The 23117-nt window shown below is 41.4% G+C and carries 20 protein-coding genes; 6 read left to right on the top strand and 14 right to left on the bottom strand.

What is annotated here, in order from left to right; all coding sequences use genetic code 11:
- Positions 1-42: 42 nt before the first annotated feature.
- From nusB to glyA, 7 genes are all read right to left on the bottom strand, one after another.
- Positions 43-453 carry a transcription antitermination factor NusB gene (gene nusB / locus NH153_RS06815; RefSeq protein WP_063702251.1) on the bottom strand — a complete coding sequence of 137 codons (411 nt, stop codon included), beginning with the start codon at positions 451-453 and terminating at the stop codon, positions 43-45.
- A gap of 15 nt (positions 454-468) precedes the next feature.
- Positions 469-933: a 6,7-dimethyl-8-ribityllumazine synthase gene (gene ribH / locus NH153_RS06810; RefSeq protein WP_036966328.1), complete on the bottom strand. Its 465-nt coding sequence runs from the start codon at positions 931-933 to the stop codon at positions 469-471.
- Positions 934-1038: 105 nt separating this feature from the next.
- A complete protein-coding gene (gene ribBA / locus NH153_RS06805; protein ID WP_063702249.1) occupies positions 1039-2154 on the bottom strand; it encodes a bifunctional 3,4-dihydroxy-2-butanone-4-phosphate synthase/GTP cyclohydrolase II in 1116 nt (371 codons plus the stop codon).
- Positions 2155-2196: 42 nt separating this feature from the next.
- A complete protein-coding gene (locus NH153_RS06800; protein WP_063702246.1) occupies positions 2197-2850 on the bottom strand; it encodes a riboflavin synthase in 654 nt (217 codons plus the stop codon).
- A gap of 4 nt (positions 2851-2854) precedes the next feature.
- A complete protein-coding gene (gene ribD / locus NH153_RS06795) occupies positions 2855-3994 on the bottom strand; it encodes a bifunctional diaminohydroxyphosphoribosylaminopyrimidine deaminase/5-amino-6-(5-phosphoribosylamino)uracil reductase RibD (RefSeq protein ID WP_063702244.1) in 1140 nt (379 codons plus the stop codon).
- A 2-nt stretch (positions 3995-3996) separates the two neighbouring features.
- A complete protein-coding gene (gene nrdR, locus NH153_RS06790; RefSeq protein WP_054552576.1) occupies positions 3997-4446 on the bottom strand; it encodes a transcriptional regulator NrdR in 450 nt (149 codons plus the stop codon).
- Positions 4447-4554: 108 nt separating this feature from the next.
- Positions 4555-5811 carry a serine hydroxymethyltransferase gene (glyA, locus tag NH153_RS06785; protein WP_063702242.1) on the bottom strand — a complete coding sequence of 419 codons (1257 nt, stop codon included), beginning with the start codon at positions 5809-5811 and terminating at the stop codon, positions 4555-4557.
- Positions 5812-6103: 292 nt separating this feature from the next.
- Between glyA and NH153_RS06780 the strand changes: the two genes are divergently transcribed.
- A complete protein-coding gene (locus tag NH153_RS06780) occupies positions 6104-6472 on the top strand; it encodes a hypothetical protein (RefSeq protein ID WP_063702240.1) in 369 nt (122 codons plus the stop codon).
- Between the two features lie 56 nt (positions 6473-6528).
- Here the strand turns inward: NH153_RS06780 and thrC are convergent, their stop codons facing one another.
- The 4 genes from thrC to NH153_RS06760 form a co-directional block, all read right to left on the bottom strand.
- Positions 6529-7812: a threonine synthase gene (gene thrC / locus NH153_RS06775; RefSeq protein WP_063702238.1), complete on the bottom strand. Its 1284-nt coding sequence runs from the start codon at positions 7810-7812 to the stop codon at positions 6529-6531.
- Positions 7813-7830: 18 nt separating this feature from the next.
- Positions 7831-8757 carry a homoserine kinase gene (gene thrB, locus NH153_RS06770; RefSeq protein ID WP_063702236.1) on the bottom strand — a complete coding sequence of 309 codons (927 nt, stop codon included), beginning with the start codon at positions 8755-8757 and terminating at the stop codon, positions 7831-7833.
- Positions 8758-8766: 9 nt separating this feature from the next.
- Positions 8767-11184 (bottom strand): bifunctional aspartate kinase/homoserine dehydrogenase I, encoded by a 2418-nt coding sequence (gene thrA, locus NH153_RS06765; RefSeq protein ID WP_063702234.1) that lies wholly within the window; start codon positions 11182-11184, stop codon positions 8767-8769.
- A gap of 227 nt (positions 11185-11411) precedes the next feature.
- Complete coding sequence (locus NH153_RS06760) at positions 11412-11786, bottom strand: response regulator (RefSeq protein WP_063702232.1); 375 nt, start codon at positions 11784-11786, stop codon at positions 11412-11414.
- A gap of 236 nt (positions 11787-12022) precedes the next feature.
- Between NH153_RS06760 and NH153_RS06755 the strand changes: the two genes are divergently transcribed.
- A complete protein-coding gene (locus NH153_RS06755) occupies positions 12023-13786 on the top strand; it encodes a sensor histidine kinase (RefSeq protein WP_063702230.1) in 1764 nt (587 codons plus the stop codon).
- Between the two features lie 90 nt (positions 13787-13876).
- Complete coding sequence (gene rdgC / locus NH153_RS06750; protein WP_063702228.1) at positions 13877-14785, top strand: recombination-associated protein RdgC; 909 nt, start codon at positions 13877-13879, stop codon at positions 14783-14785.
- Positions 14786-14842: 57 nt separating this feature from the next.
- On the opposite strand, the gene NH153_RS06745 is transcribed toward rdgC, so the two are convergent.
- Entirely contained in the window at positions 14843-15685 is an 843-nt protein-coding gene (locus NH153_RS06745; protein WP_063702226.1) for an HDOD domain-containing protein, read from the bottom strand.
- A gap of 271 nt (positions 15686-15956) precedes the next feature.
- Between NH153_RS06745 and NH153_RS06740 the strand changes: the two genes are divergently transcribed.
- Positions 15957-17657, top strand: a complete 1701-nt coding sequence (locus tag NH153_RS06740; protein ID WP_063702224.1) for a DUF8614 domain-containing protein — start codon at positions 15957-15959, stop codon at positions 17655-17657.
- A 72-nt stretch (positions 17658-17729) separates the two neighbouring features.
- Here the strand turns inward: NH153_RS06740 and NH153_RS06735 are convergent, their stop codons facing one another.
- Both NH153_RS06735 and NH153_RS06730 read right to left on the bottom strand, forming a co-directional pair.
- A complete protein-coding gene (locus NH153_RS06735) occupies positions 17730-18479 on the bottom strand; it encodes a substrate-binding periplasmic protein (RefSeq protein ID WP_063702222.1) in 750 nt (249 codons plus the stop codon).
- A 63-nt stretch (positions 18480-18542) separates the two neighbouring features.
- Positions 18543-18947, bottom strand: coding sequence for an HIT domain-containing protein (locus tag NH153_RS06730; RefSeq protein ID WP_063702220.1), 405 nt, complete (start codon positions 18945-18947; stop codon positions 18543-18545).
- A 112-nt stretch (positions 18948-19059) separates the two neighbouring features.
- On the opposite strand from NH153_RS06730, the gene NH153_RS06725 reads away from it, so the two are divergent.
- Together NH153_RS06725 and NH153_RS06720 are read left to right on the top strand one after the other, a co-directional pair.
- A complete protein-coding gene (locus NH153_RS06725; protein ID WP_063702218.1) occupies positions 19060-21285 on the top strand; it encodes a S9 family peptidase in 2226 nt (741 codons plus the stop codon).
- 149 nt (positions 21286-21434) lie between these two features.
- Complete coding sequence (locus NH153_RS06720; protein ID WP_063702216.1) at positions 21435-23072, top strand: methyl-accepting chemotaxis protein; 1638 nt, start codon at positions 21435-21437, stop codon at positions 23070-23072.
- Positions 23073-23117 lie beyond the last annotated feature (45 nt).

Genomic DNA, 23117 nt, shown 5'->3' with positions numbered 1-23117 from the left:
ACAAAAAAGCCGGCCCAAGCCGGCTCTCCTTTACGGGGCTACTTACTTACGCAGCTCTTTAACTGCTTTATCAAGTACACCGTTGACAAACTTATGGCTGTCTTCAGCACCAAACATCTTCGCAAGCTCAATGCCTTCATTGATTGCCACTTTGTAAGGTACGTCTTCACGGAATTTCAGCTCATAGGCAGACAGACGTAAAATTGCTTTTTCGACCATGTCTAACTCATCTGCTGGGCGTGCTAAATGTGGCGCAACGATTTCATCTAATTGCTTACAGTTAACAACAACACCGCGTGCTAGGTCTTTGAAATATTCGACGTCGATCTTAGTCACATCATTTTCAATTAACATTTGCTGTTCAATATCAGCAATTGGGTTACCGCTTAACTGCCAAGAGTATACGGCTTGAAGTGCTAAGATACGTGCTTTACGTCTTGCTGCTGGTTTCACAGAGATTCCTTAAACTTAAATTTTGTCTAACACATTAACCATTTCAAGCGCGCCTAAAGCAGCTTCGCCGCCTTTATTACCCATTTTGGTACCTGCGCGCTCAATTGCTTGCTCAATGCTTTCAGTGGTTAATACGCCAAATGCAACCGGGATATCATACTCAAGAGATACTTGCGCAAGACCTTTGTTTGATTCGCCAGCGACTAAATCAAAGTGTGGTGTACCACCTCTGATCACTACGCCTAAAGCGATGATTGCATCGTGTTCTTTCTTTGCTGCAACGCGTTTCGCTGCTAAAGGTAATTCAACGGCACCTGGTACGTAAACAACAGTAATGTCGTCATCAGATACGCCACCTGTGCGCTTAAGCTCATCAACAGCACCTGCTAATAGGCTGCTACCAATAAAGTCATTAAAGCGAGAAATGACAATGGCAAATTTTTTGCCCGGTGCGTATTTGTTACCTTCAATAATTTTCATTTAATAACCCTAAAAAATAAGTTTAAGCGGTTGCGATTGCGCAAAAATTACGGCGCATAATACCACAAAAATATAAAAGTAGCCTAGAAAATCTGTTTTCCCTAATTAAGAGCGCGGCTCAACGTAGTCAACCACTTCTAAGTGGAAACCAGATAATGCATGGTACTTCTTAGGACGGCTCATTAAGCGCATCTTTTCAATACCTAAATCAGCCAAAATCTGAGACCCCACGCCCACTGTACGCGATGTACCTTGGAACTTTCGATGACTGACATTTTCGCCCGCATCTTCAGCAGCAAACGCTTTAACGGTTGCTTCTAAGTCTTCAGTTGATTCTTGTTTACCTAAAATAACCAGCACGCCGTTGTGCTCAGCGATATAAGCCATTGCATCTGATAAGCCCCAGCTACGATCAGCACTTCTATCTGATAATAGAATGTCGTTAAAGGTGCTTTGTAAGTGAACACGTACTAGCGTAGGTTCATCTTTCGATACTTCACCTTTTTGTAAAACATAGTGAAGCTGACCATCAATAGTGTCTTTGTAGGTCACTAAATCAAACTCACCGTGATCTGTTGGCAGTTTACATTTAGCAACGCGCTCAATGGTGGTTTCGTTTAGGTTTCGGTATTCGATTAAATCTGCAATAGTGCCAATCTTTAAGTCATGCTCTTTAGCAAATACTTCAAGATCTGGGCGACGAGCCATGGTGCCATCTGCATTTAAGATTTCAACAATTACAGATGAAGGCTCAAGACCTGCTAAACGCGCTAAATCACAACCTGCTTCGGTATGACCAGCACGTGTTAACACGCCACCTGGCTGCGCCATGATAGGAAAAATATGCCCTGGTTGTACAATATCGCTCGGCACGGCACCTTTAGCAATTGCCGCTTGCACTGTACGAGCACGGTCAGCTGCTGAAATACCCGTTGTTACGCCTTTCGCTGCTTCAATCGACATGGTGAAGTTAGTTGAAAAAGCAGCCCCGTTATTTTTCACCATTAACGGCAAATCTAACTGCTGACAACGCTCTTGTGTCATTGTTAAACAAATTAAACCACGACCATGTGTTGCCATAAAATTGATAGCATCAGCACTAATGTGCTCTGCTGCGATAATTAAATCGCCTTCATTTTCTCGGTCTTCATCGTCCATTAAAATAACCATTTTACCGGCTTTAATGTCATCGATAATTTCTTGCGCGCTGTGTAAATTCATAATGTGCCCATGAGAGTATGATTAATAGTGACGTATCTGTACTTATTTAATAAAGCCAGCTTGTGCGAGCAAGCTCATTGATATGTCTGAACGGGAAGGTTGTTCGGCCCCTTTTATTAGGCGCTCTAAATAGCGAGCAATCTGGTCAACTTCTAAGTTCACCTGAGTCCCCACCTGAAATTCTGCAATCGTAGTTTGCTCAGCAGTATGCGGAACAATCGTCAACTTAAAGCGATTTTGCTCGACCTCGTTGACCGTTAAGCTAATGCCATCAATACACACCGAACCTTTGTACGGAATATATTTCATTAAATCGCTATCTGTACTTAGCCAGTACTCTGTTGCACGAGCATTAGGGCTGATACTTTCAACGGTCGCAATACCATCAACATGGCCTGACACTAAGTGTCCACCTAAACGAGAAATAGGTTGCATGGCTTTTTCAAGATTAACTGTTTGCCCTTTTTTGTAATGAGCAAACCCAGTTAAGCTGATGGTTTCGTTTGATAAGTCAGCACTAAAACCATCGCTATGTTTAGCGACAACCGTTAAACACACACCGTTGGTGGCAATACTGTCACCGAGCTTGACGTCTTTCATATCCAAATTAGCGCTTTGAATACGAATAGCTAGATCACCTTGCTTTTGTGTTAGTTCAACAATTTTACCTGTTGCTTCAATAATTCCAGTAAACATAGTGCTACTCTTTATTTTCAATGTCTGTGGCTTGCTTTGCTTTTACCGCTGTTAGGCGGATGTCGTCACCAATCATCACTGTATCAGTAAAGGTCAGTTCAGTGATATCACTCATCATGGTGACTTCTGCAAAGTTTAGTAAGCTTTTGCCCATATCACCTATTAACTTAGGGGCAATATAAACAAAGTATTCGTCAATTAAATCTTGCTCAGCAAACACGCCAGCCAGGGTCGCACCTGCTTCGAGCCAAACGTGATTAAATTGTAGTTCAGCAAGACGCTTTAAAAGTGCCGATAAATCAACTTTATTATTAACTGCTGGCACTACTTCGTGTTTAACAAAGTGAGGCCACTTAGTTTGATTATCAAGCGACGTGGTAAAAATTATCACCGGGCTCTCGATGCTGAATAACGCAAGCTCAGGCGTTAACCTATTTTGTGAGTCAATAATGATTCGGGTTGGTTGGCGTAAAGGCAACGAGGTCGGCATGCTAAATGGCAACTCATCAACACGGACATTAAGTTTGGCATTATCGCTAATAACGGTGTCTGCACCGGTTAAGATAGCACAGCTTTGCGCACGAAATGCTTGCACGTCTTGGCGCGCTTTAGGACCTGTTATCCATTTACTTTGGCCATTATTGAGTGCGGTTTTACCATCTAAACTGCACGCCATTTTACAGGTTACATATGGCAACCCTGTTTCCATTCGCTTTAAAAAGCCTTTGTTTAAATCCCGCGCTTGTTGCTCAAGTAAACCAGATGCCACCTCAATGCCAGCATCGGCTAAAATCTGTAGGCCACGACCACTCACAGCAGGGTTTGGGTCAACCATAGCAGCAATCACCTTGCTAACACCCGCAGCTTTTAAACCTTCGGCACAAGGCGGAGTTCGCCCATAATGACTACAAGGCTCTAAAGTGACATAGGCAGTAGCACCTTTCGCTTTGTCGCCAGCCACGGCTAATGCATTGACTTCAGCATGGCCCTGCCCTGCGATTTGATGAAAGCCTTCACCGACTATTTCGCCATTTTTAACCAGTACACAGCCAACATTAGGATTTGGCGTCGTAGTAAAACGGCCGTGTTTAGCAAGCTCAATGGCACGCGCCATATAAGCAGTATCAAGCTCTGTAAATGACATGATTAATCACCTAAACGAGCGATTTCTTCACCAAACTCGCGAATATCTTCAAATGAACGATAAACCGAAGCAAAGCGTACGTAGGCCACTTTGTCGAGTTTCTTCAGAGATTCCATGATGCACTCACCAATCAAATGGCTAGAGATTTCACGTTCACCCGTGGCACGAAGTTGAGATTTAATGATGTTAACGACTTCGTCGACCTGCTCAGTGCTGACTGGGCGTTTCTCTAAAGCGCGATGCAAGCCATTCAGTAACTTGTCTTCATTGAATGGTTCACGGCTACCGTCTTGCTTGATGACTCTTGGCATAACAAGTTCAGCGCCTTCAAAGGTGGTAAAGCGCTCATGGCATTCGTTACATTCACGTCGACGTCTCACTTGATGACCACCGCCAACAAGTCGAGAATCAATTACTTTGGTATCTTTTGCTGTGCAAAAAGGGCAATGCATAGGGTTCAACTTCCGTTTATAAAAAACAAAAAAAGGCCGCTTTATAAGCGGCCTTTATAATAGCAAAAAACAACGCTATTGTTATCTTAATTACGGTTTAACCAGTAATTAAGCGTAAACTGGTAATTTTTTACAGATAGCTTTAACTTTCTCTTTTACTTCTGCTTGTACAGACTCATCGTTGATGTTGTCTAGTACGTCACAGATCCAGCCAGCAAGCTCTTTTGACTCAGCTTCTTTGAAACCACGGCGAGTAATAGCCGGAGAACCAATACGAAGACCAGACGTTACGAACGGTGAACGAGGGTCGTTTGGTACTGAGTTTTTGTTAACTGTGATGTTTGCGTTACCTAGTGCAGCGTCAGCATCTTTACCTGTGATATCTTTATCGATTAGGTCAAGAAGGAATAAGTGGTTGTCTGTTTTACCAGAAACAACTTTGTAGCCACGCTCTTGTAGTACTTCAACCATCGCTTGTGCGTTCTTAACTACTTGTGCTTGGTACGCTTTGAATTCTGGTTGTAATGCTTCTTTGAAAGCAACCGCTTTAGCAGCGATGATGTGGCATAAAGGACCACCTTGACCGCCAGGGAATACAGCACTGTTTAGCTTTTTGTAGATCTCTTCATCACCACATGCAGAAACGATTAGACCGCCACGAGGACCCGCTAATGTTTTGTGAGTTGTTGTTGTAACAACGTGTGCGTGAGGGATTGGGCTTGGGTATACACCAGCCGCGATAAGACCAGCAACGTGAGCCATATCTACGAATAAGTATGCACCTACTTTATCAGCGATTTCACGGAATTTAGCCCAGTCAACAACGCCTGAATATGCTGAGAAACCAGCGATGATCATTTTTGGCTTGTGCTCTAATGCAAGTGCTTCAACTTGAGCGTAATCAATTTCGCCTGTTTCTTCATTTAGGCCGTATTGAATTGCATTGTACGTTTTACCAGAAAAGTTAACGTGTGAACCGTGAGTTAAGTGACCACCATGAGCTAAGCTCATACCTAGTACTGTATCATGTGGCTGAAGAAGTGCTTGGAAAACAGCTGCGTTTGCTTGTGAACCCGCATGTGGTTGAACGTTAGCGTAGTCAGTGCCGAATAACTCGTTTGCACGGTCAATAGCTAGTTGCTCAACAACGTCAACATGCTCACAACCGCCATAGTAACGTTTGCCTGGGTAACCTTCAGCGTATTTGTTGGTAAGCTGAGAACCCTGCGCTTCAAGTACGCGTGGGCTACAGTAGTTTTCAGACGCGATCAGTTCGATGTGCTCTTCTTGACGAGCCGTCTCTTTAGTGATGGCTGCAAATAACTCTGGATCGAAATCCGAAATATTCATGCTACGTTCTAACATGGGGTCTCCTAAGGCAACGTGTATGGTGTTTTTTTGAAGGCTGTATTGTACGCTTAAAACGCACTTTTGCCTATCTTGTAAAGATGAACATATTTAAACAGGGATTGAATTTATTTCACAGTGTTTTAATAATGATATTTTTTTATTGATACATAATAAAAATTTATGAATTTAAAATATTTCATAGCTTTTTAAAATGTTATTTCAACAAAAAATAGCCCTGTTACATTGCGTTTTTATAGGGGCAAACTAAGCTTATAGGACTGGTCAATATCAAGGATGGTATAAGTTCATGTTAGCTAAACCAATATACGAATTAGTCCCCTACGGATACTTTTTTCTCGGCATCAGTTGTATCACATTAGCCAATGATTATGTGCCTACATTAATCGGTGTCATCTTATTTTTATTAGGTGCTAACATTTGGCGGATGCGTTCTGAAGCCAGAAGAACCGATCATTCAAGCCAGCGAGTTAAACAAAAAAAACTTCGCTATTACTATGAATTTAAACCTTTTATTATTTTTATTTCGGCATTCACTTTGATGCAATGGACACAAAATGAACTCGTCTCTGTGATCAGCATTTTGCTGTGTATTGCGGCTGGGGTCATTCTAAGTATGCGGGTTTTAAACCGTCATAGTCATTCGTTACTTCATTAAAGGCTTCACTTAAAGACTGCATTAAAAAGAGCGGCTTAGCCGCTCTTTACTTGCTGTTATGCTAATTTATTTAACAGCTCAGTGCGAAGCAATTGATAATCAAACTTAATATCTTCTGCTAAACACTGTTTTGCTAATGCATCTGCCAGTGGTTTCGGCATAGGCAATTCGATGTCTAAAATTTGCTCTACGCTGTCTTTGAATTTAGCTGGGTGTGCAGTCGCTAAAAAGATACCTGCACTGCCATCAGCTAGATTTTCTTTCAAGCCCTGATAAGCAATTGCAGTATGAGGCTCTGCGATGTAACCGGTTTGATGAATTTTTTTCATCACCTCTTTTGTTTCTTCTTCACCTACACAGCTTGAATAAAAGTCATCATAGCTAAACCATTCGTTATCTAGCATAAATTGCACTCGTGGCCAGTTATTCGGTTTACTTACATCCATAGCGTTGGATAACGACTCAAGCGTGTCATTTGGCGCCCACTCTTTGCTTTGTAAGAAACGTGGCACTGTGTCGTTTTGGTTAGTGGTAGCGCTTAATTTCGCTACTGGCATACCAAGCACAGCACCAATCATTGCAGCGCACACATTACCAAAGTTACCACTAGGTACTGAGATATGCGCTTTACTGCGCTGCTCTTTTGGTAATTGAGCAATCGCTTCAAAGTAATAGCATACCTGTGCAACTAAGCGACTGATATTGATTGAGTTTGCTGAGTTTAGACCAAGCTTTTGTTTAACTTCGTCGTCTAAAAAGGCTTGCTTTACCATGCTTTGGCAATCATCAAAGCTGCCATCAACCGCATAGCAGTGAATGTTATTACCTAAAGTAGTGAATAGCTTTTGTTGCGCTAATGAAATTTTACCTTTCGGGTATAAGATCACGACATCGATATTAGGCTTATTATAAAAAGCATGGGCAACCGCCGCCCCTGTATCGCCTGATGTAGCCGTTAAAATCGTGACTTTTTCGCCCAGATTAAATTGCGCAAGACACTCAGCCATAAAACGGCCGCCAAAGTCTTTAAACGCAAGCGTTGGGCCATGAAATAATTCAAGGCAATAAATGTCTTTTTCTACTTCAACTAATTTCACATCAAAGTTAAAGGCATTTTGCACCATCTGTGCAACGGTATCGGCAGGAAGCTCGTCACCAATAAGGTGCGATAAAATCTTGCTGCTACGGCTAACAAAGTCTAAATCAAGTAACGCATCAATATCTTGAATTGGCGTAAGACTATTAGGGAAGAATACACCTTGATTACGCCCTAAACCCGTTTTTACCGCTTCAACAAACGACACCTGTTGTGTTTCATCTTTTAAATTATGTAATTGCATGTTTATTCCTTAAATTCTTTAAAGCTGTCGTGTGCCAAGCTGATCTAGTTGACAGATGTGGCAGAAGCCCTGCTCATTGATGTAATTATCATTCAGCCACGCTGCACACTTTTGTGCAGCTTCAAGGCTCTTACACACGGTAAATAATGTTGGCCCAGCCCCCGAAATGCTGACTATCTCTGCGCCAAACTCAGGTAAAGCACTTTTAGCTTCTGCAAAGCCTTGAATAAGCGGTGCACGATGTGGCTCGGCTATTTCATCACTCATAATGGAGAGCGCTGCATCAAAGCGACCTGTTAGTAATAAACTACTAAACGCAGAAAGTCGCTGTGCAAACTCAACACTGTCATGCATTGATAATTGCTTTGGCAGTACTGAGCGCGCTTTTGCGGTATTCAGTGAAAAACCTGGAAAAGCCGCTACGTAATACCATTGATTATCAACGGGTAACGAAATTGACTTGTTCGGAATAAGTTCACCAGTTAATTGCAAGCCACCCAAGTAACATGGTGTGATGTTATCGTAATGACGGCCGCCACTAACAATAGCTTCAAAATCAGCCATCAACTCGATAAGTTGCTCTTGAGATAAATTCGTTTCAGCGAACTTATCAAGGGCTGCAAACGCAGCCACCACAGAACACGCGCTTGAACCTAAACCAGAACCAATTGGTAGGTTCTTTTTCAGCTCAAGTTTTACCGCTGGCATAGTCGGCGCAACGTGTTCTTTAAAATGAATTAAACATTGATAAGCCAAGTTTTCTTCAGCATTAGCAGGCAGTTTATGGGCATAGTCGCCAGAGCAAACAAAAGTATCTTGCTCAGCGGCACTCACCTCAACAACATCACCTAATAAGGTGCCATCGATAGGTGCTAGCGCAGCACCTAAAGCATCAAAGCCGACAGCAAAATTCCCGATTGAAGCGGGTGCATATACACGGATCATGACCAGCTCCTAACGCGTTAACGTTTTTAAAATGTCGGCAAATACGCCTGCAGCCGTTACTTCAGCACCTGCGCCATAACCACGGATCACAAACGGACGAGGTTGATAATATTGACTTAAGATGGCCAGTGCATTTTCACCGTCACGGATATCGTAAAGAGCATGGCTACTATCTACAGCTTCAATGCCTACTTTACATTGACCGTTTTCAATAGTGCCCACATAACGAAGTACTTTACCTTCACTTGCAGCGCTTTGAATGCGGTCGTTAAACTGTGCATCAAGTGATGGTAGTTTTGCCATAAAATCTGCTACAGAATCACCTTCTGCAAACCCTTTTGGTAAAACAGATTCAACTTCGATATCGCTTAGTTCTAACTCAAGACCCGATTCACGAGCAATGATCAGTAGTTTTCGAGCCACATCAGTACCTGATAAATCATCACGCGGATCTGGCTCAGTAAAACCACTTTCTTTCGCTTTTAACGTTGCTTCGCTAAGTGATAAACCATCTTGTAGCGCACCAAACATATACGATAATGAACCAGACAAGATACCGCTGAACTTAATAAGTTCATCACCGGCACCAAATAGCGATTTCAGATTATCAAGAACCGGTAAGCCGGCACCTACGTTTGTTTCGTATAAAAATTTACGATTATTCTTTTGTGTCGCTGCAACTAAATCTTGATAGTAAGCATACGAGCTAGTATTGGCTTTTTTATTTGCAGCAACGACATGGAAACCTGCATTCAAGAAATCAACATATTGCGCAGCAAGTTTATCGGCTGAGCTACAATCTACGATCACTGGATTGATTAAGTGATTTTGTTTAACAAATTGCTCAACCAGATTTAAATCAAATGCCTGCTCTGACTCGGCTAGTTTGTCTTGCCAGCCATCAAAAGCAATGCCTTCGCTATCTAGATAAAGCTGTCTTGAGTTAGCTACACCGTATAAGTTCAGTTTAATGTTACGTTTTTCAAGCCATGCTTGTTGACGCTTTAACTGCTGGATAAGTTCTTGGCCGACTAAGCCACAGCCAAGTAAAAACACATCGATTGAAGGAATGTGAGTAAAGAAGTTCTCATGGCACACTTTCACCGCGTCGTTGCATAACTCACCGTCGATAACCGCTGAAATGGCGCTTTCTGTTGAATCCTGTGCAATAGCAACAATGTTAACTTGGGCTTGTGCTAATGAGGCAAAGAACTTAGCAGCTAAGCCTTTGTGCGCACGCATGTTATCACCCACTAAAGTGACAATAGCAAGGTTACGTTGTACTTGAACTGGTTCGATTAAACCGGCTTGTGATTCCAATTCAAAAGCAACTTGAAGCGCTTCAAGCGCGAGCGTTAAATCACTTTCGTGAACACAAAAACTGATACTAAACTCACACGAAGATTGAGTGATTAGCACAATTGAAACATTGTCGTGTGCCAGCGCATTAAATACTTTTGACGCCATGCCCACTTTGCCTTTCATACCTGGACCAGACACCGTCAACATAGCCAGGTTTTGTAAGCTTGATAGCGCTTTAACAGGTTCGTTCGATACACTGTCGTTGCTGATCACAGAACCTTCAGCACGTGGGTTATGAGTATTTTTGATCTCACACGGCACGCCTGCTTTAGCACAAGGTAAAATCGTTTTCGGGTGCAATACTTTTGCACCAAAGTAAGAAAGCTCCATTGCTTCTTTATAGGATAATGAATCAACTTTAGAGGCTTTTTTGATATAGCGCGGATCCGCATTGTAAACGCCATCTACATCAGTCCAGATCTGACATACGTCGGCTTCTAAACACGCTGCAGCAATCGCAGCTGAGTAATCTGAACCATTACGACCAAGTGTTGTTAGCTCACCTTGCTCATTGGCAGCAGTGAAACCCGGCATAATATAAATAGTACTTGGTGCTGCTTTTAAGGCTTCTTGAAAACGTAGCTTACTAGCATTCAAGTCTGCTTCAGCATCAATGTAGCCACCCACTGATGCAATACAGTCTGTTGCTTCTAAATAACGAGCATTACTTTCTTTAAGCATGCACTCCATTAAAGCAACACTAACGCGTTCACCAAAGCTGATAACATAAGCACGCACTTGGTCTGGACAACACTTTAAAAGTGCAACACCATCTAGTTTATTCTTAAGTTCACTAAGATTAGGCCAACTTGCTACCTGACCAAAATCAGCTTCGACAGCAGCTTTTAATTGCTCACAACGTGCAACCAAAGCTTGCCATTGCTCACTAAACTCTTGCCCCTGCTCTGCAGCACTTGCTAATGCAACTAATGAATCTGTCATACCACCTGGTGCAGACAGTACTAACAACATTTCATCGCGTAATTCTTCTTTAACTAACTGAGCTACCTGTTGCAAACATGCGTAGTCGGCCAAGGATGACCCACCAAATTTTAATACTCGCATTATTTATGTTTCCTCATTCCATAAACGAAAAAGGCCTGTGTTCTAGTGAACACAGGCCTATAAATTTGTTGCACCGACCTATGCCACTATCCCGTAAGGATGATGGTTGTAATAATAATGGTCGTTGCGTGATTAAATGTTTTCATAGACTGTAGACTGCCTTAATTATAGCCAGCCTGTCAACCCTTAAAGAAAAGATAAATTATGCGTTTGCGTTATATAAAAGATTAATGAATACCAAATTTATGCAAAGTTGCTTTAAGACGCACAAGATCTATCGGTTTATCAATGAAGTCAATAGCACCCAATTTTACTACTCTTTGTTTCATTTCGACCTGAATATCAGCCGAAATCACTATTACAAAGCACTCTATTTTCTCTGCTTTAATCGTTTCGAGCACTGCAACGCCATCAATTTCAGGCATGGTTAAATCTAAGCACAGTAGATCAAAATTTTGCTCACGAAGTAGCGCAAGAGCTTCTCGGCCATTGGTAGCTTGCTGAATATCTGCATCCAAGCAATCACCTAAACAGCGTACTACCTGCTTACGGGCAATATTTGAATCATCACAGACTAGTACTGAAAAATTAGGATTATTCATGAAATAAAAATCTTCGCTGTAGCAAATACAACATTAAAAAAGGCTAAATTAAAGATGAAATAAATTTATAACACACTTTTTCAAGCGCAGTAAGGTTAAGTTTTTTCAAAAAATACTAACAATTTATAAATGTTCCAGTAAAAAAGGATATATTTATTTCTTTTTAACCATTTATTAGCTAACTTTAGAACTAGCTGAATGTATTACAATTGTCACCAAGGAGCTATGGATATTCCATGCTACAAAAAAGCCTGTCAAAAGAATTATTAACAAATGTACTCTCAGTCTACTTTTTACTTACTTTTGTAGTGACCTGTGGACAAGTTATTGCTGAGTACGTTAATACCAAAGATTACATTCGTGACGAGTTAACGACTTTACAAAAAACATTTAGCCGTAGTTTAACCCGCGCTATTTGGGAGTTGAACGATAAACAAACCATTACGACAGCTGAAGGCCTATTAGCGATCCCTATGATTGAAGGCATTATTGTACGTGATGACAGTGGCGAAGTGCTTTCACAACTAGGCCGTTCGCTAGATATCCATGAGCTTTACAGTCAGCAGTTAGTGCAAGAAGAAGCGATTATCGAAGATACGCCGTCAGGTTTATTCGGTTATACATTCCCACTCATTTTTGAATTCTCTGGTAAAACAACCCAAGTAGGTGACGTAACCTTATTCTCAAGTCGTGAAGTGGTATTTAGCCGCATCATGATTTCTATCTACTTTTTAATTGGTAATGCGATGATCAAAACCACCTTTTTGATCATTCTTTTCTTACTGGCATTTAGAAAACGCTTAACCGAGCCATTGGCAGAATTTACAGAACAAATTGAAGATCTTGAATTAAACGACTTAGAAGGTCGCCATATTCAGATCCATACCGTTGAGCACAACGAGCTTAAAGTAATGGAAGAGTCTTTCAACCGGCTAATCGATAAGGTGGTACTTTACCGTGAAGAGCTCGAACATACACAAAAAGAATTATTGATAAGCAATGAAAAGCTCGACCAACATAACTTACAGTTAGAACAAGAAGTGGCGCGCAAAACATCAAACTTAAGCCAAGCAATGATGGACTTGCAGCAGCAAAAATATGAGCTTGAAAAACAAAAGCTAACACTGACTGAAGAAATCGATTTACGTAAGCAAACTGAACAAGAGCTCATCACCAAACAAACTGAGTTACAACGCTACCTTGATGAACTAAATATGGCGCAAGAACGTTTAGTTGGCTCAGAAAAAATGGCAGCTTTAGGCGGTTTAGTAGCGGGTATTACGCATGATGTGAATACACCTATCGGGATTGGTGTTACTGCGACGTCATTCTTACAAGAACGCTTGGACCAAATTGAAGCGGCTTACAAGGATAAAACCCTGTCGCCAAAAGCGCTTGAAGAGTTTATTAATGACGCCAAGCAAAGTACTAGCCTACTTACTAGTAACCTAGATAGAGCTTCTGAGCTGGTTGCAAGCTTTAAGCAAATTGCAGTCGACCAAGCCAGTGAAGCGGTAAGAACGATTAACTTTAAAGAGTACTTAGGTGAAGTGATCCGCTCACTCCATCCAAAACTAAAGAAAACGTCGCATCATATTAATTTAGATTGCCCTGACGATTTAACACTTAACCTGCCTGCGGGGGCGATTAGTCAGATTTTCACAAACTTGATTATGAACTCTCTTATTCATGGTTTCGAAGGGATTGAAAGTGGCATCATCGATATCGTTATCAAAGAAGAAGATGACGAAGTCGTTATCGACTTTAAAGACAATGGTAATGGCGTATCAAAAGACCAGCTAGAAAAGCTATTTGACCCATTCTTTACAACCAAGCGCGACCAAGGCGGCAGTGGCTTGGGCACGCATATTACTTTTAACCTCGTTAAACAGACGCTTAGTGGCGATATTGAGGTATCAAGCGAAGTCGGTAAAGGCTTGCACTACCATATTAGTTTTCCGAAAAACATGCCAAAACCACTTTCAATGTTTAACTCATAAGCAATTAGCACTGATGCCGAAATGATTCATTTCGGCATCAGTTTTTTATTGTTATGATTGGGCAAATTTATTGAAAGGATTAGCCTAATTATGTGGTTTAGTAACCTTATCTGTTACCGTTTTAAACAAGACGTTTCATACGCTCAAGAAGACTTCGACAAAGCCCTAGAACAAGACCTGTTCCGCTCATGTACAGGCCAAGAGCTTTCAACTTTCGGTTGGACAAAAGCCTTTGGTAAGCACGGTCAAACTCTGTCTCATTTCTCTCAAGACAGCATTTTAGTATGCGCTAAGCGTGAAGAAAAAGTGCTGCCAGCTGCCGTTATCAACGAATTGGTTGCAGAGAAGGTTGAACAAATCGAAGCCGAAGAAAACCGCCCAGTAAAGAAAAAAGAAAAAGACGAACTAAAAGAAAATATTCTGCACACTTTACTGCCTCAAGCATTTAAAAAATCGAGCCTGCAGTTTGCATTTATTGATCAAAAGAATGGCTGGGTTGTGGTTAACAGCGCAAGCTTTAATAAAGCAGAAGAGCTTTTAGCCCTACTTCGTAAATCACTTGGTACGCTTCCTGTCGTACCTGCATTTGCGAACTATGATTTAGACGTATTTTTAACTGACTGGTTAACTAATTTCAGTACCCCTGAAGGCTTCTCTATCGGTAACGATGCAGAGCTTGAGGAAGCCGATGACAGTGGCGCTCAGGTTAAATTAAAAGGCCATGACTTATCGTGTGACGAAGTAAAATCACACTTAGAAAATGGTAAGCGCGTAACTAAGCTGGCTCTTGATTGGCAAGAACGCGTTAAGTTCATGCTACAAAACGATGGTTCAATTAAGCGTTTAAGCTACTCAGAAACATTAAAAGAAGAAAACGCCGACATTCCAAAAGAAGATATGGCGGTCAAACTTGATGCTGACTTCATCTTAGCGTCAGAAGAAATTAAACAATTACTAGAAGAGCTAACCCAAGGTTTAGGCGACGCAGAAGATTTATAAAATTAATCTGAGAGTTAGTTAATTTAAAGCGCGACTAAGTCGCGCTTTTTGCTGTAGTTAGTCAGTAAAAATTGCTTTTACTTCGTTAAGCATATCGTTATATTCATCGTCACTGAACATATCAAGTGATTCAATCACGCCTTTATCCATATAGGTTTGTAATGCCGCTGACTTATCAGAAACCTGTAAGATGCCTTCTAAAATCGCACCAATACGAATGAAATCGACATAACAAATATGCTCTGGTCGATAGTTTGGATTTGCCCAACTTTCAGCAACTTCTACAAACTCATCAGTAAATCCCCAAGCACGCATAATTGCGCCACCCACTTTACCGCCCAGCTTTTGGATAGCATGAGCAAGGAAACTAGGGTTTGCAAACACTTCAGGGTGCTTCTCAGCTTCAGTTAAAATTGGCAGCACGCCAATGTTATAAACTAATGCAGCCAAAGTAATTGTGTCACGATTCAATGATGTATGCTTGTTTCGGCGTAAAAAGAAGTCCATCAAGGTAATTGAATGGCACGCTACTTTAAGGGTTTTCTGCCATGCCTTGTCCATATAGCCTTTAATCAGCTCATTATGTGATACAAACAGCTGCTCCATTGCCATTGCCGTCGCAATGTTCTTGATTTGACGCAGGCCAATTCGTGTTACAGCTTGGTGTAGGTTTGTGACTTTAACTGAGCGCCCCATAAATGCACTATTCGCGACTTTGATCATCCGTGCCGACAATGCAGGGTCATGCGAAATGACATCTGCCATATCCATCAAGTTTACCTCGGGGTTATCCGCGGCTTGCCTCACCTTCACTGCAACTTCTGGTAAGGTAGGTAACACTAACGTGTCATTATTTATTCTGTCGACCAATATGGTCAGTAATGCATTCTCTGTTGACATATGTGTGCCATCCTCTTGGGTTAGTTTGTCAAAATAAATACAAACTAATGACTGACATTATTAGATTAGTTATAGTTTTAGTATTGTCTAACTTAGCGCTAAAGTTAAGAAATTCACAGAAATTATCTATTTTTATATTTTTTAACTCCCTAACTCATAAATAAATATTGCTTCTAGCGCTGTAAACTTGCCATATATATGTCAGGTTTGCTTTAATGCATAGACTTTTTGTTTTCTAAGCAATGACTCTCACTTTTTAACGGGCAAAAAAATGACATTAAATAAAATTAGCCAAGCACTTATCTTATCAGGTGCTGTTTTTCTTGGTGCATGTTCTGACGAGCAAGCAACCACTTCTCAAACTAAGCCTGCTGCAGAGCAAACAAAGCAAAGTACTGAACAAAACAACCCACAACTTATCAATGCAGAGAAAAGCCGTTTAGACATTTACACAGACTTCACGCTTACTTCTGATCTTAGTCACTTAAGTGACAACCAAAAACAAATGGTTGGTAAGTTGATCGAAGCCTCAAAAATTATGGATGAGCTATTCTGGCGCCAAGCATTTGGTGAGAATAAAGACGCATTTTTAGCAAAAATTAATGATGAAAAAGTTCAGAAGTTTGCAGATATCAACTATGGCCCTTGGGATCGCTTAAACGGCGACCAAGTATTCTTATCAGGTTATGAAGAAAAGCCACTAGGCGCTGAGTTTTACCCAAGCGATATCACAAAAGAAGAGTTAAACAATGCAATCGTTGATGACAAAACCGGTCTTTACTCGGTGATCAAACGCGATGAAAAAGGTCTTCTTTATAGCGTAGCTTACTCGGTTGAGTACGCACAAGAACTAGAAAAAGCAGCTAACTTATTACGCGAAGCAAGCACTCTTGCTGATGATAAAGAGTTCGCTAACTACCTAAGCATGCGCGCAGACGCATTGGTAAGTGATGACTTCCAACCTTCTGATTTTGCTTGGATGGATATGAAAAATAACCCAATTGATGTGGTTATTGGTCCTATCGAAACCTATGAAGATCAATTATTTGGTTACCGCGCAGCGTATGAAGCCTATGTACTAATCAAAGACTTAGCTTGGAGCGAGCGTTTAGCCAAGTTTGCCGCTTTCTTACCAGAGCTACAAAAAGGTTTACCTGTAGATGAAAAGTATAAGCAGGAAGTCCCAGGCTCTGATGCTGACCTAAATGCTTATGATGTTGTTTATTACGCAGGTCACTCAAATGCAGGTAGTAAAACTATTGCTATCAACCTGCCAAATGATGAGCAAGTACAGCTAGAAAAAGGCACACGTCGTTTACAGCTTAAAAATGCAATGCGTGCTAAGTTCGATAAAATCTTAGTGCCAATTTCAGAGCAGCTAATTGTTCCTGAGCAACGCAAGCACATCACCTTTGACGCGTTCTTCGCAAACACAATGTTCCACGAAGTAGCGCACGGTTTAGGTATTAAAAACACCATTACTGGTAAAGGAACTGTTCGCCAATCATTGCAAGAGCATGCTAGTGCCCTTGAAGAAGGTAAAGCGGATATCTTAGGTCTATACATGGTTGAGCAATTACTTAAGAAAGGCGAGATCACTGACGGTACATTAGAAGATTACTACATTACCTTTATGGCTGGTATCTTCCGCTCAGTGCGTTTTGGTGCATCAAGTGCACACGGTAAAGCGAATATGATCCGCTTTAACTTCTTTGCTGAAGAAGGTGCCTTCTCAAAAAATGCTGACGGCTTATACAGCGTTAACATGGAGAAGATGAGCCAAGCAATGGAAAAACTATCACGCTTAATCTTAACGATTCAAGGTGACGGTGATTACCAAAAAGTTGATCAGCTAATCGCAACCCATGGCGATATCAAAGCTGAACTAGCTAAAGACTTAGAAAAGCTAAGCCAAGCTAACATCCCTGTTGATGTTACTTTCAAACAAGGTAAAGAAGTATTAGGTCTTTAAGCCCTATTCTCCTTTAATAAAAAACGCTGCAATTGCAGCGTTTTTTATTGCCTGAAATCGAGTAAAACACGACTAGTGTGCAACGAAGTTCAAACCATATTTGGAGTTTAGTTCTACAATATCCCCGTTGATCAGCATTTTTTGAAACTCGGCATTAAAAGCATCAATAAATTCATCGAGTTCGCGTTGTTTACTAAAGCCATAGTAGCCCTGATTAATCGTGACAGGTGGCGATAACATAATCACTTTATCTGCTATGTCTAAACTGTCGATCACTGGCTTTGCTGCCCGAGGATGGGTGAGAATTAAGTCAACTCGGTTATACATCAGCTGTAAAAAACTAGCCCGCACATTGCCCACTTCAGATAGCGATAAACTTGTTTCATTACGTTTAAATTCAGGGCCATAGTTCCAGCCTCGAATGGTACCAATAATATCTTTTCGTAAACTGGCAAAATTACCAACCCAGGTCACATCATTGTTCTTCTTGGTATAAAAAACGATCGGGTCTTCGTAAAAGGGCAAGTCACTAAATTGCATATACTGCTGACGCATAGGGGATTTGTAAGGACCGATAATGGCATCAGCGTGACCTTGCTCTACCATTTTTAGTGCACGTTTTAGTGGCATGATATCAATAACCAACTCATGCCCTAAACGTCTGCAAATTTCGTGTGCGATATCGGCACCTAAGCCGACCACTGTTCCCTGCTGATCTTGTTCTAAAATGGCAGGAAAGTGACTACCAACAAAGTAATAGCTTTTTGCTAAACAAGAAAAAGAGCTCAGAATAAGCAACACGGCAAACACTGTGTGTTTCATTTATTCTGTACCCCTTCGTGCATCATCCATTTAGCTTAGTCCAATCTTGGTAGAACAAACAGTTTAAAAGTGCGCTTTTAATACCGCAATTTGTTCGTCTGTATAAGGCACTGCTGGTAATTTACCCCAGATTGGTGTTGGCCAAGCCGCATCAGTTGTGAAGCGCGCAATATGATGAACATGTAATTGCGGTACCATATTCCCTAGTGCTGCTACATTAAGTTTGTCTGGGTTGAATACCTGTTGTAATAGTTTACTCAGTTTGCCCGACTCTTGTAATAAGGTAATTTGTAGCTCTTCAGAAAGGTCGATAATCTCTTTAACACCAGCGACTCTTGGCACTAAAATAAACCATGGGTATTGGCTATCATTCATCAGTAATACTTTACACAGTGGCCAATCCGCAAGCTCAATGCAGTCGCGTTGTAGTTCTGGGGCCAGAGAAAACGGCGTATCAGTATTTTTCATCAATAAATCCTTTGATATTGGGTAAACATCCCCTACTTTATAGCATTTTGTTGCAGTTGCCTAAGCTTACCATTACCATCGTGGCAGTTTTTATTCGAGCGAAGGTACTCCTGTGCTAAAAAAAATTAAATCTCTCTCACTTGCTTTGCCGATGGTGGCAACAGCATTCAGTGTGACCGCTGAACCGCTTACTCTTGAGCGTATTTTTGACGATCCAAGCTTAGCAGGCAAAGCGCCTGTGCAACTTAAATTCTCTCCAGATGGCAGTCGTGTCACTTACCTGCAAGGTAAAACCGATGATTACAATCGCTACGACTTATGGGAATACAACTTAAAAGATAACAAAAACCGCTTATTAGTTGACTCTGCTGCACTATTCTCTGGTCCAGAGAACTTATCTGACGAAGAAAAAGCACGCCGTGAGCGCCAGCGTATTTTTGGTAAAGGGATTTTAGAATATAAATGGTCAAAAGACGGTAAAGCGCTTTTATTTCCACTTAATGGCGACCTTTACTATTATGAGCTTGCTTCAGCTAAAAGCCGTAAATTAACCGACACAGAAGCATTTGAAACCGATGCACGTTTCTCACCTAAAGGCCATTATGTGTCGTTTATTCGTGAGCAAAACCTATATGCACTTAACTTAAAAACGGGTCAAGAAATCCAATTAAGTAAAGATGGTGGCGGCGTTATTAAAAACGGCATGGCCGAGTTTGTTGCGCAAGAAGAAATGGGCCGTATGACTGGCTACTGGTGGTCTGGTGATGAATCTAAAATCGCTTATACCCGTGTTGATGAAAGCCCAGTAAAAGAAGCTATCCGTAATGAAATTTACGCGGATGAAGTAAAGCTTTTTAACCAACGCTACCCGTTTACAGGTACCGACAACGTTAAAATTCAGTTAGGTGTTGTAAGCATCAACAATCAAAAAACTGACTGGGTTGATTTAGGCGACGATCAAGATATCTATATCGCTCGTGCTAACTGGTTAAAAGATAACAAAACACTTTCTTATCAGTGGCAAGACCGCTCGCAACATAACTTAGAGTTACGTTTTTATAATAGCGACACTAAAAAACAAACCGTTGCCCTAACAGAAAGCAGTGATACTTGGATTAACCTGCACTTTGATTTGCAGTTCTTAAACGATAAAAAACATTTCGTTTGGGCATCTGAGCGCGACGGTTTTAAACATCTTTATTTATACCGCACAAACGGCGAAATGATCCGTCAAATCACCCAAGGTGAATGGGTTGTTGATAGCTTAAAAGGTATCGATGAGAAAAAAGGCATCGTTTATTTTGCAGGTCGTAAAGATACAGCACTTGAAAGCCACCTTTACAGCGTACCGCTATTCAAGAAAGGCGAAATTAAACGCGTAACTGAACTAGGCGCTTACCATAATGTGGTGATTGCTAAAGATAACAAAACCTTTATCGATAACAGCTCATCAGTTAATAAGCCAGGCTCAGCAGCATTACGTAAAATTAATGGCGAATTTATCACTTGGCTTGAAGAAAACAAGTTAGATAAGTCACACCCATTAACGCCTTACCTTGCTGATTTGATCACACCTGAATACGGCACGTTGACGGCTGAAGACGGGCAAATCATGCATTACCGTTTATTCAAGCCAACTAATTACCAAGACGGTAAAAAGCACCCGGTTATTGTTAACGTGTATGGCGGCCCTCATGCTCAGCGCGTAACAAACAGCTGGCGTAGTAAAAACTTATACTTCCAGTACATGGCACAACAAGGCTATGTTATTTTCCAACTTGATAACCGTGGTTCATACAACCGTGGTAAAAAGTTTGAAGACGTGATTTATAAGCACTTAGGTGTTGCTGAAGTGGCAGACCAAATTAAAGGGGTCGAGTTCTTACGTACCCTTGATTACGTTGACCCTGAGCGTATTGGTATTTATGGCCACAGCTACGGTGGTTACATGGCGCTTATGACCATGTTTAAAGCGGGCGACTACTTCAAAGCCGGTGTTTCTGGTGCGCCAGTCACTGATTGGGAACTTTACGACACTCACTACACTGAACGTTATGTAGGTCACCCTGCAACTAACGCGAAAGGTTACGAAGCAAGTGCAGTTTTCCCGTATGCTGAAGGCTTAAAAGGCCCACTGATGATTTACCACGGTATGGCTGATGATAACGTATTATTCACTCACGCCACTAAGTTATTCAAACAACTGCAAGATCAAGAAAAACAGTTCGAAATGATGACTTACCCGGGTTCAAAACACAGTTTACGTGGCAAGAGCGTACAAACGCACTTACACCAAACTATCACAAGTTTCTTCAACCGACACTTTAACGTTGAATAATCACGTTCAATTTCGATAACTTAGACTAAAGGCTGATTGTTAAATCAGCCTTTTTTTTGTCTCAATGTATTCTACTATTTAACTAGATTTTCGACCTATTTTGGCTACGCTTAATACATTGCTCCTATGAGCATGACGAAGGAACACACATGAATTACTTACGCCGTTTTACAATTTTTCAGCGCCTCGCCATGTTAGTGAGTGTGGTCGTGATAGGGCTGATATTTTTGAGCGTCTCGAGTTTAACGCAGCAATACAGCTCGCTAAAACATGAGCAATACATAAAAACCCAAAACCTTGTTGAGTCTGCTTACTCTATTATTGAGCATAACTATGAATTGTTTGAGCAAGGTAAGCTAAGTGAGCAACAGGCCAAACAAGCAGCCCTCGAAACAATTTCTGCACTACGTTATGACAACAACAATTACTTTTGGATCAACGATTATCAACCCGTGATGGTCATGCACCCGTTTAAGCCCGAATTAAATGGTAAATCGCTAGCGAGCAGTAAAGATCCAGATGGCGTGTTGTTATTTGTCGATATGGTCAATATTGTCAAAAAACAAGGTAAAGGCTTTATTCCCTACAAGTGGCCAAAACCTGGTAAAGACAAGCCGGTTGATAAAATTGCCTACGTAAAAGGTTTTGACAAGTGGCAATGGATTGTAGGCTCTGGTGTCTACATCGATACCATTGAAGAAGCATTCTCTTCGCTTCGTACCCATGTCATTATCACCGCTGTGGTGCTCATTGCCCTACTGGTTGCACTTAGCTACCTAATTGCCAATAGTATTCTACGCCCGACCCAACTTGCCGCAAACATGATGAAAGACATCTCACAAGGCGAAGGGGATTTAACCCAAAAGCTTGATGAAAATGGCAACGATGAAGTGTCTCGTTTGTCGCGCTATTTTAATTTGTACACCGCAAAAATGCGTGAGTCACTGAAGCATGTTGCCCACAATGCCGAGCAAGTAAATCAGTTTGCTCATAGCGTAGATGATGCCAGTAAAACCAATCACTCTTTTATTGAATTACAAAACGATAGCTCAACTCAAGTAGCAACCGCGATGGAACAAATGACTCATCAAATTCACGATGTTAGTCAAAATGCTGACCAAGCTGAACATGCCGCCAATGAAGCGGCGCAAAATGCCGAAGCAGGCAAGCAGGTTCTTAACAAGACCATTACCGCCATTGAGACCCTGTCGCATAATATTGAACAAGTGAGTAAGGTAACGGCGGATCTTGCTGCAGAGAGTAACAACATAGGCTCGGTATTAGATGTTATTCGCAGTATTGCTGAGCAAACCAACCTACTGGCACTCAATGCTGCTATTGAAGCGGCTCGTGCTGGTGAGCAAGGCCGAGGCTTTGCTGTGGTAGCTGACGAAGTACGTACATTAGCAAGTCGTACAGGTAAAAGTACCGACGAAATTCAAGCCATGATCAGTAAACTACAAACCGGTGCACAAGCTGCTGTTGATGCTGTATCAGCAAGCCAACAGTTATCAACCGAAACAGTTTCACAGGCAGGTGAAGCAAATAGTTCGCTGAGTGAGATTGAGCGACTTGTCACTATTATCAAAGATATGAACAGCCAAATCGCCCGCGCTACCGAGCAACAAACTAGCGCCGCAGATGAGGTTAATTTACGGATTAATGAGCTTTCGCAATCAACTGAGCAATCACTGTCGAATACCGAAGGACTTTCGAACGCCAGTGAAAACTTAAAACAAAGCTCGCAAGCGTTAAGTGATGTCGTTAACCGCTTCAAGCTCGACTAACACCACAAAAAAGCCCCGCACTGCTGTGCGGGGCTTTTCAAACTT

Origin of the sequence: Pseudoalteromonas gelatinilytica (assembly GCF_001641615.1) — a bacterium.
Lineage (GTDB): Bacteria > Pseudomonadota > Gammaproteobacteria > Enterobacterales > Alteromonadaceae > Pseudoalteromonas > Pseudoalteromonas gelatinilytica.
Note: the sequence above shows the minus strand (reverse complement) of the source record. Positions and strands in the feature narration are given on the sequence as shown.

Bases quoted from the DNA above. Each gene is read 5' to 3' on its own strand.
- NH153_RS06740 (WP_063702224.1), top strand. From the start codon at position 15,957: ATGACATTAAATAAAATTAGCCAAGCACTTATCTTATCAGGTGCTGTT.
- NH153_RS06720 (WP_063702216.1), top strand. From the start codon at position 21,435: ATGAATTACTTACGCCGTTTTACAATTTTTCAGCGCCTCGCCATGTTA.
- thrB (WP_063702236.1), bottom strand. From the start codon at position 8,757: ATGATCCGTGTATATGCACCCGCTTCAATCGGGAATTTTGCTGTCGGC.
- thrA (WP_063702234.1), bottom strand. From the start codon at position 11,184: ATGCGAGTATTAAAATTTGGTGGGTCATCCTTGGCCGACTACGCATGT.
- thrC (WP_063702238.1), bottom strand. From the start codon at position 7,812: ATGCAATTACATAATTTAAAAGATGAAACACAACAGGTGTCGTTTGTT.
- ribH (WP_036966328.1), bottom strand. From the start codon at position 933: ATGAAAATTATTGAAGGTAACAAATACGCACCGGGCAAAAAATTTGCC.
- NH153_RS06800 (WP_063702246.1), bottom strand. From the start codon at position 2,850: ATGTTTACTGGAATTATTGAAGCAACAGGTAAAATTGTTGAACTAACA.
- glyA (WP_063702242.1), bottom strand. From the start codon at position 5,811: ATGTTAGAACGTAGCATGAATATTTCGGATTTCGATCCAGAGTTATTT.
- NH153_RS06745 (WP_063702226.1), bottom strand. From the start codon at position 15,685: ATGTCAACAGAGAATGCATTACTGACCATATTGGTCGACAGAATAAAT.
- NH153_RS06755 (WP_063702230.1), top strand. From the start codon at position 12,023: ATGCTACAAAAAAGCCTGTCAAAAGAATTATTAACAAATGTACTCTCA.
- NH153_RS06780 (WP_063702240.1), top strand. From the start codon at position 6,104: ATGTTAGCTAAACCAATATACGAATTAGTCCCCTACGGATACTTTTTT.
- ribD (WP_063702244.1), bottom strand. From the start codon at position 3,994: ATGTCATTTACAGAGCTTGATACTGCTTATATGGCGCGTGCCATTGAG.
- NH153_RS06760 (WP_063702232.1), bottom strand. From the start codon at position 11,786: ATGAATAATCCTAATTTTTCAGTACTAGTCTGTGATGATTCAAATATT.
- nrdR (WP_054552576.1), bottom strand. From the start codon at position 4,446: ATGCATTGCCCTTTTTGCACAGCAAAAGATACCAAAGTAATTGATTCT.
- ribBA (WP_063702249.1), bottom strand. From the start codon at position 2,154: ATGAATTTACACAGCGCGCAAGAAATTATCGATGACATTAAAGCCGGT.
- rdgC (WP_063702228.1), top strand. From the start codon at position 13,877: ATGTGGTTTAGTAACCTTATCTGTTACCGTTTTAAACAAGACGTTTCA.
- NH153_RS06730 (WP_063702220.1), bottom strand. From the start codon at position 18,947: ATGAAAAATACTGATACGCCGTTTTCTCTGGCCCCAGAACTACAACGC.
- NH153_RS06735 (WP_063702222.1), bottom strand. From the start codon at position 18,479: ATGAAACACACAGTGTTTGCCGTGTTGCTTATTCTGAGCTCTTTTTCT.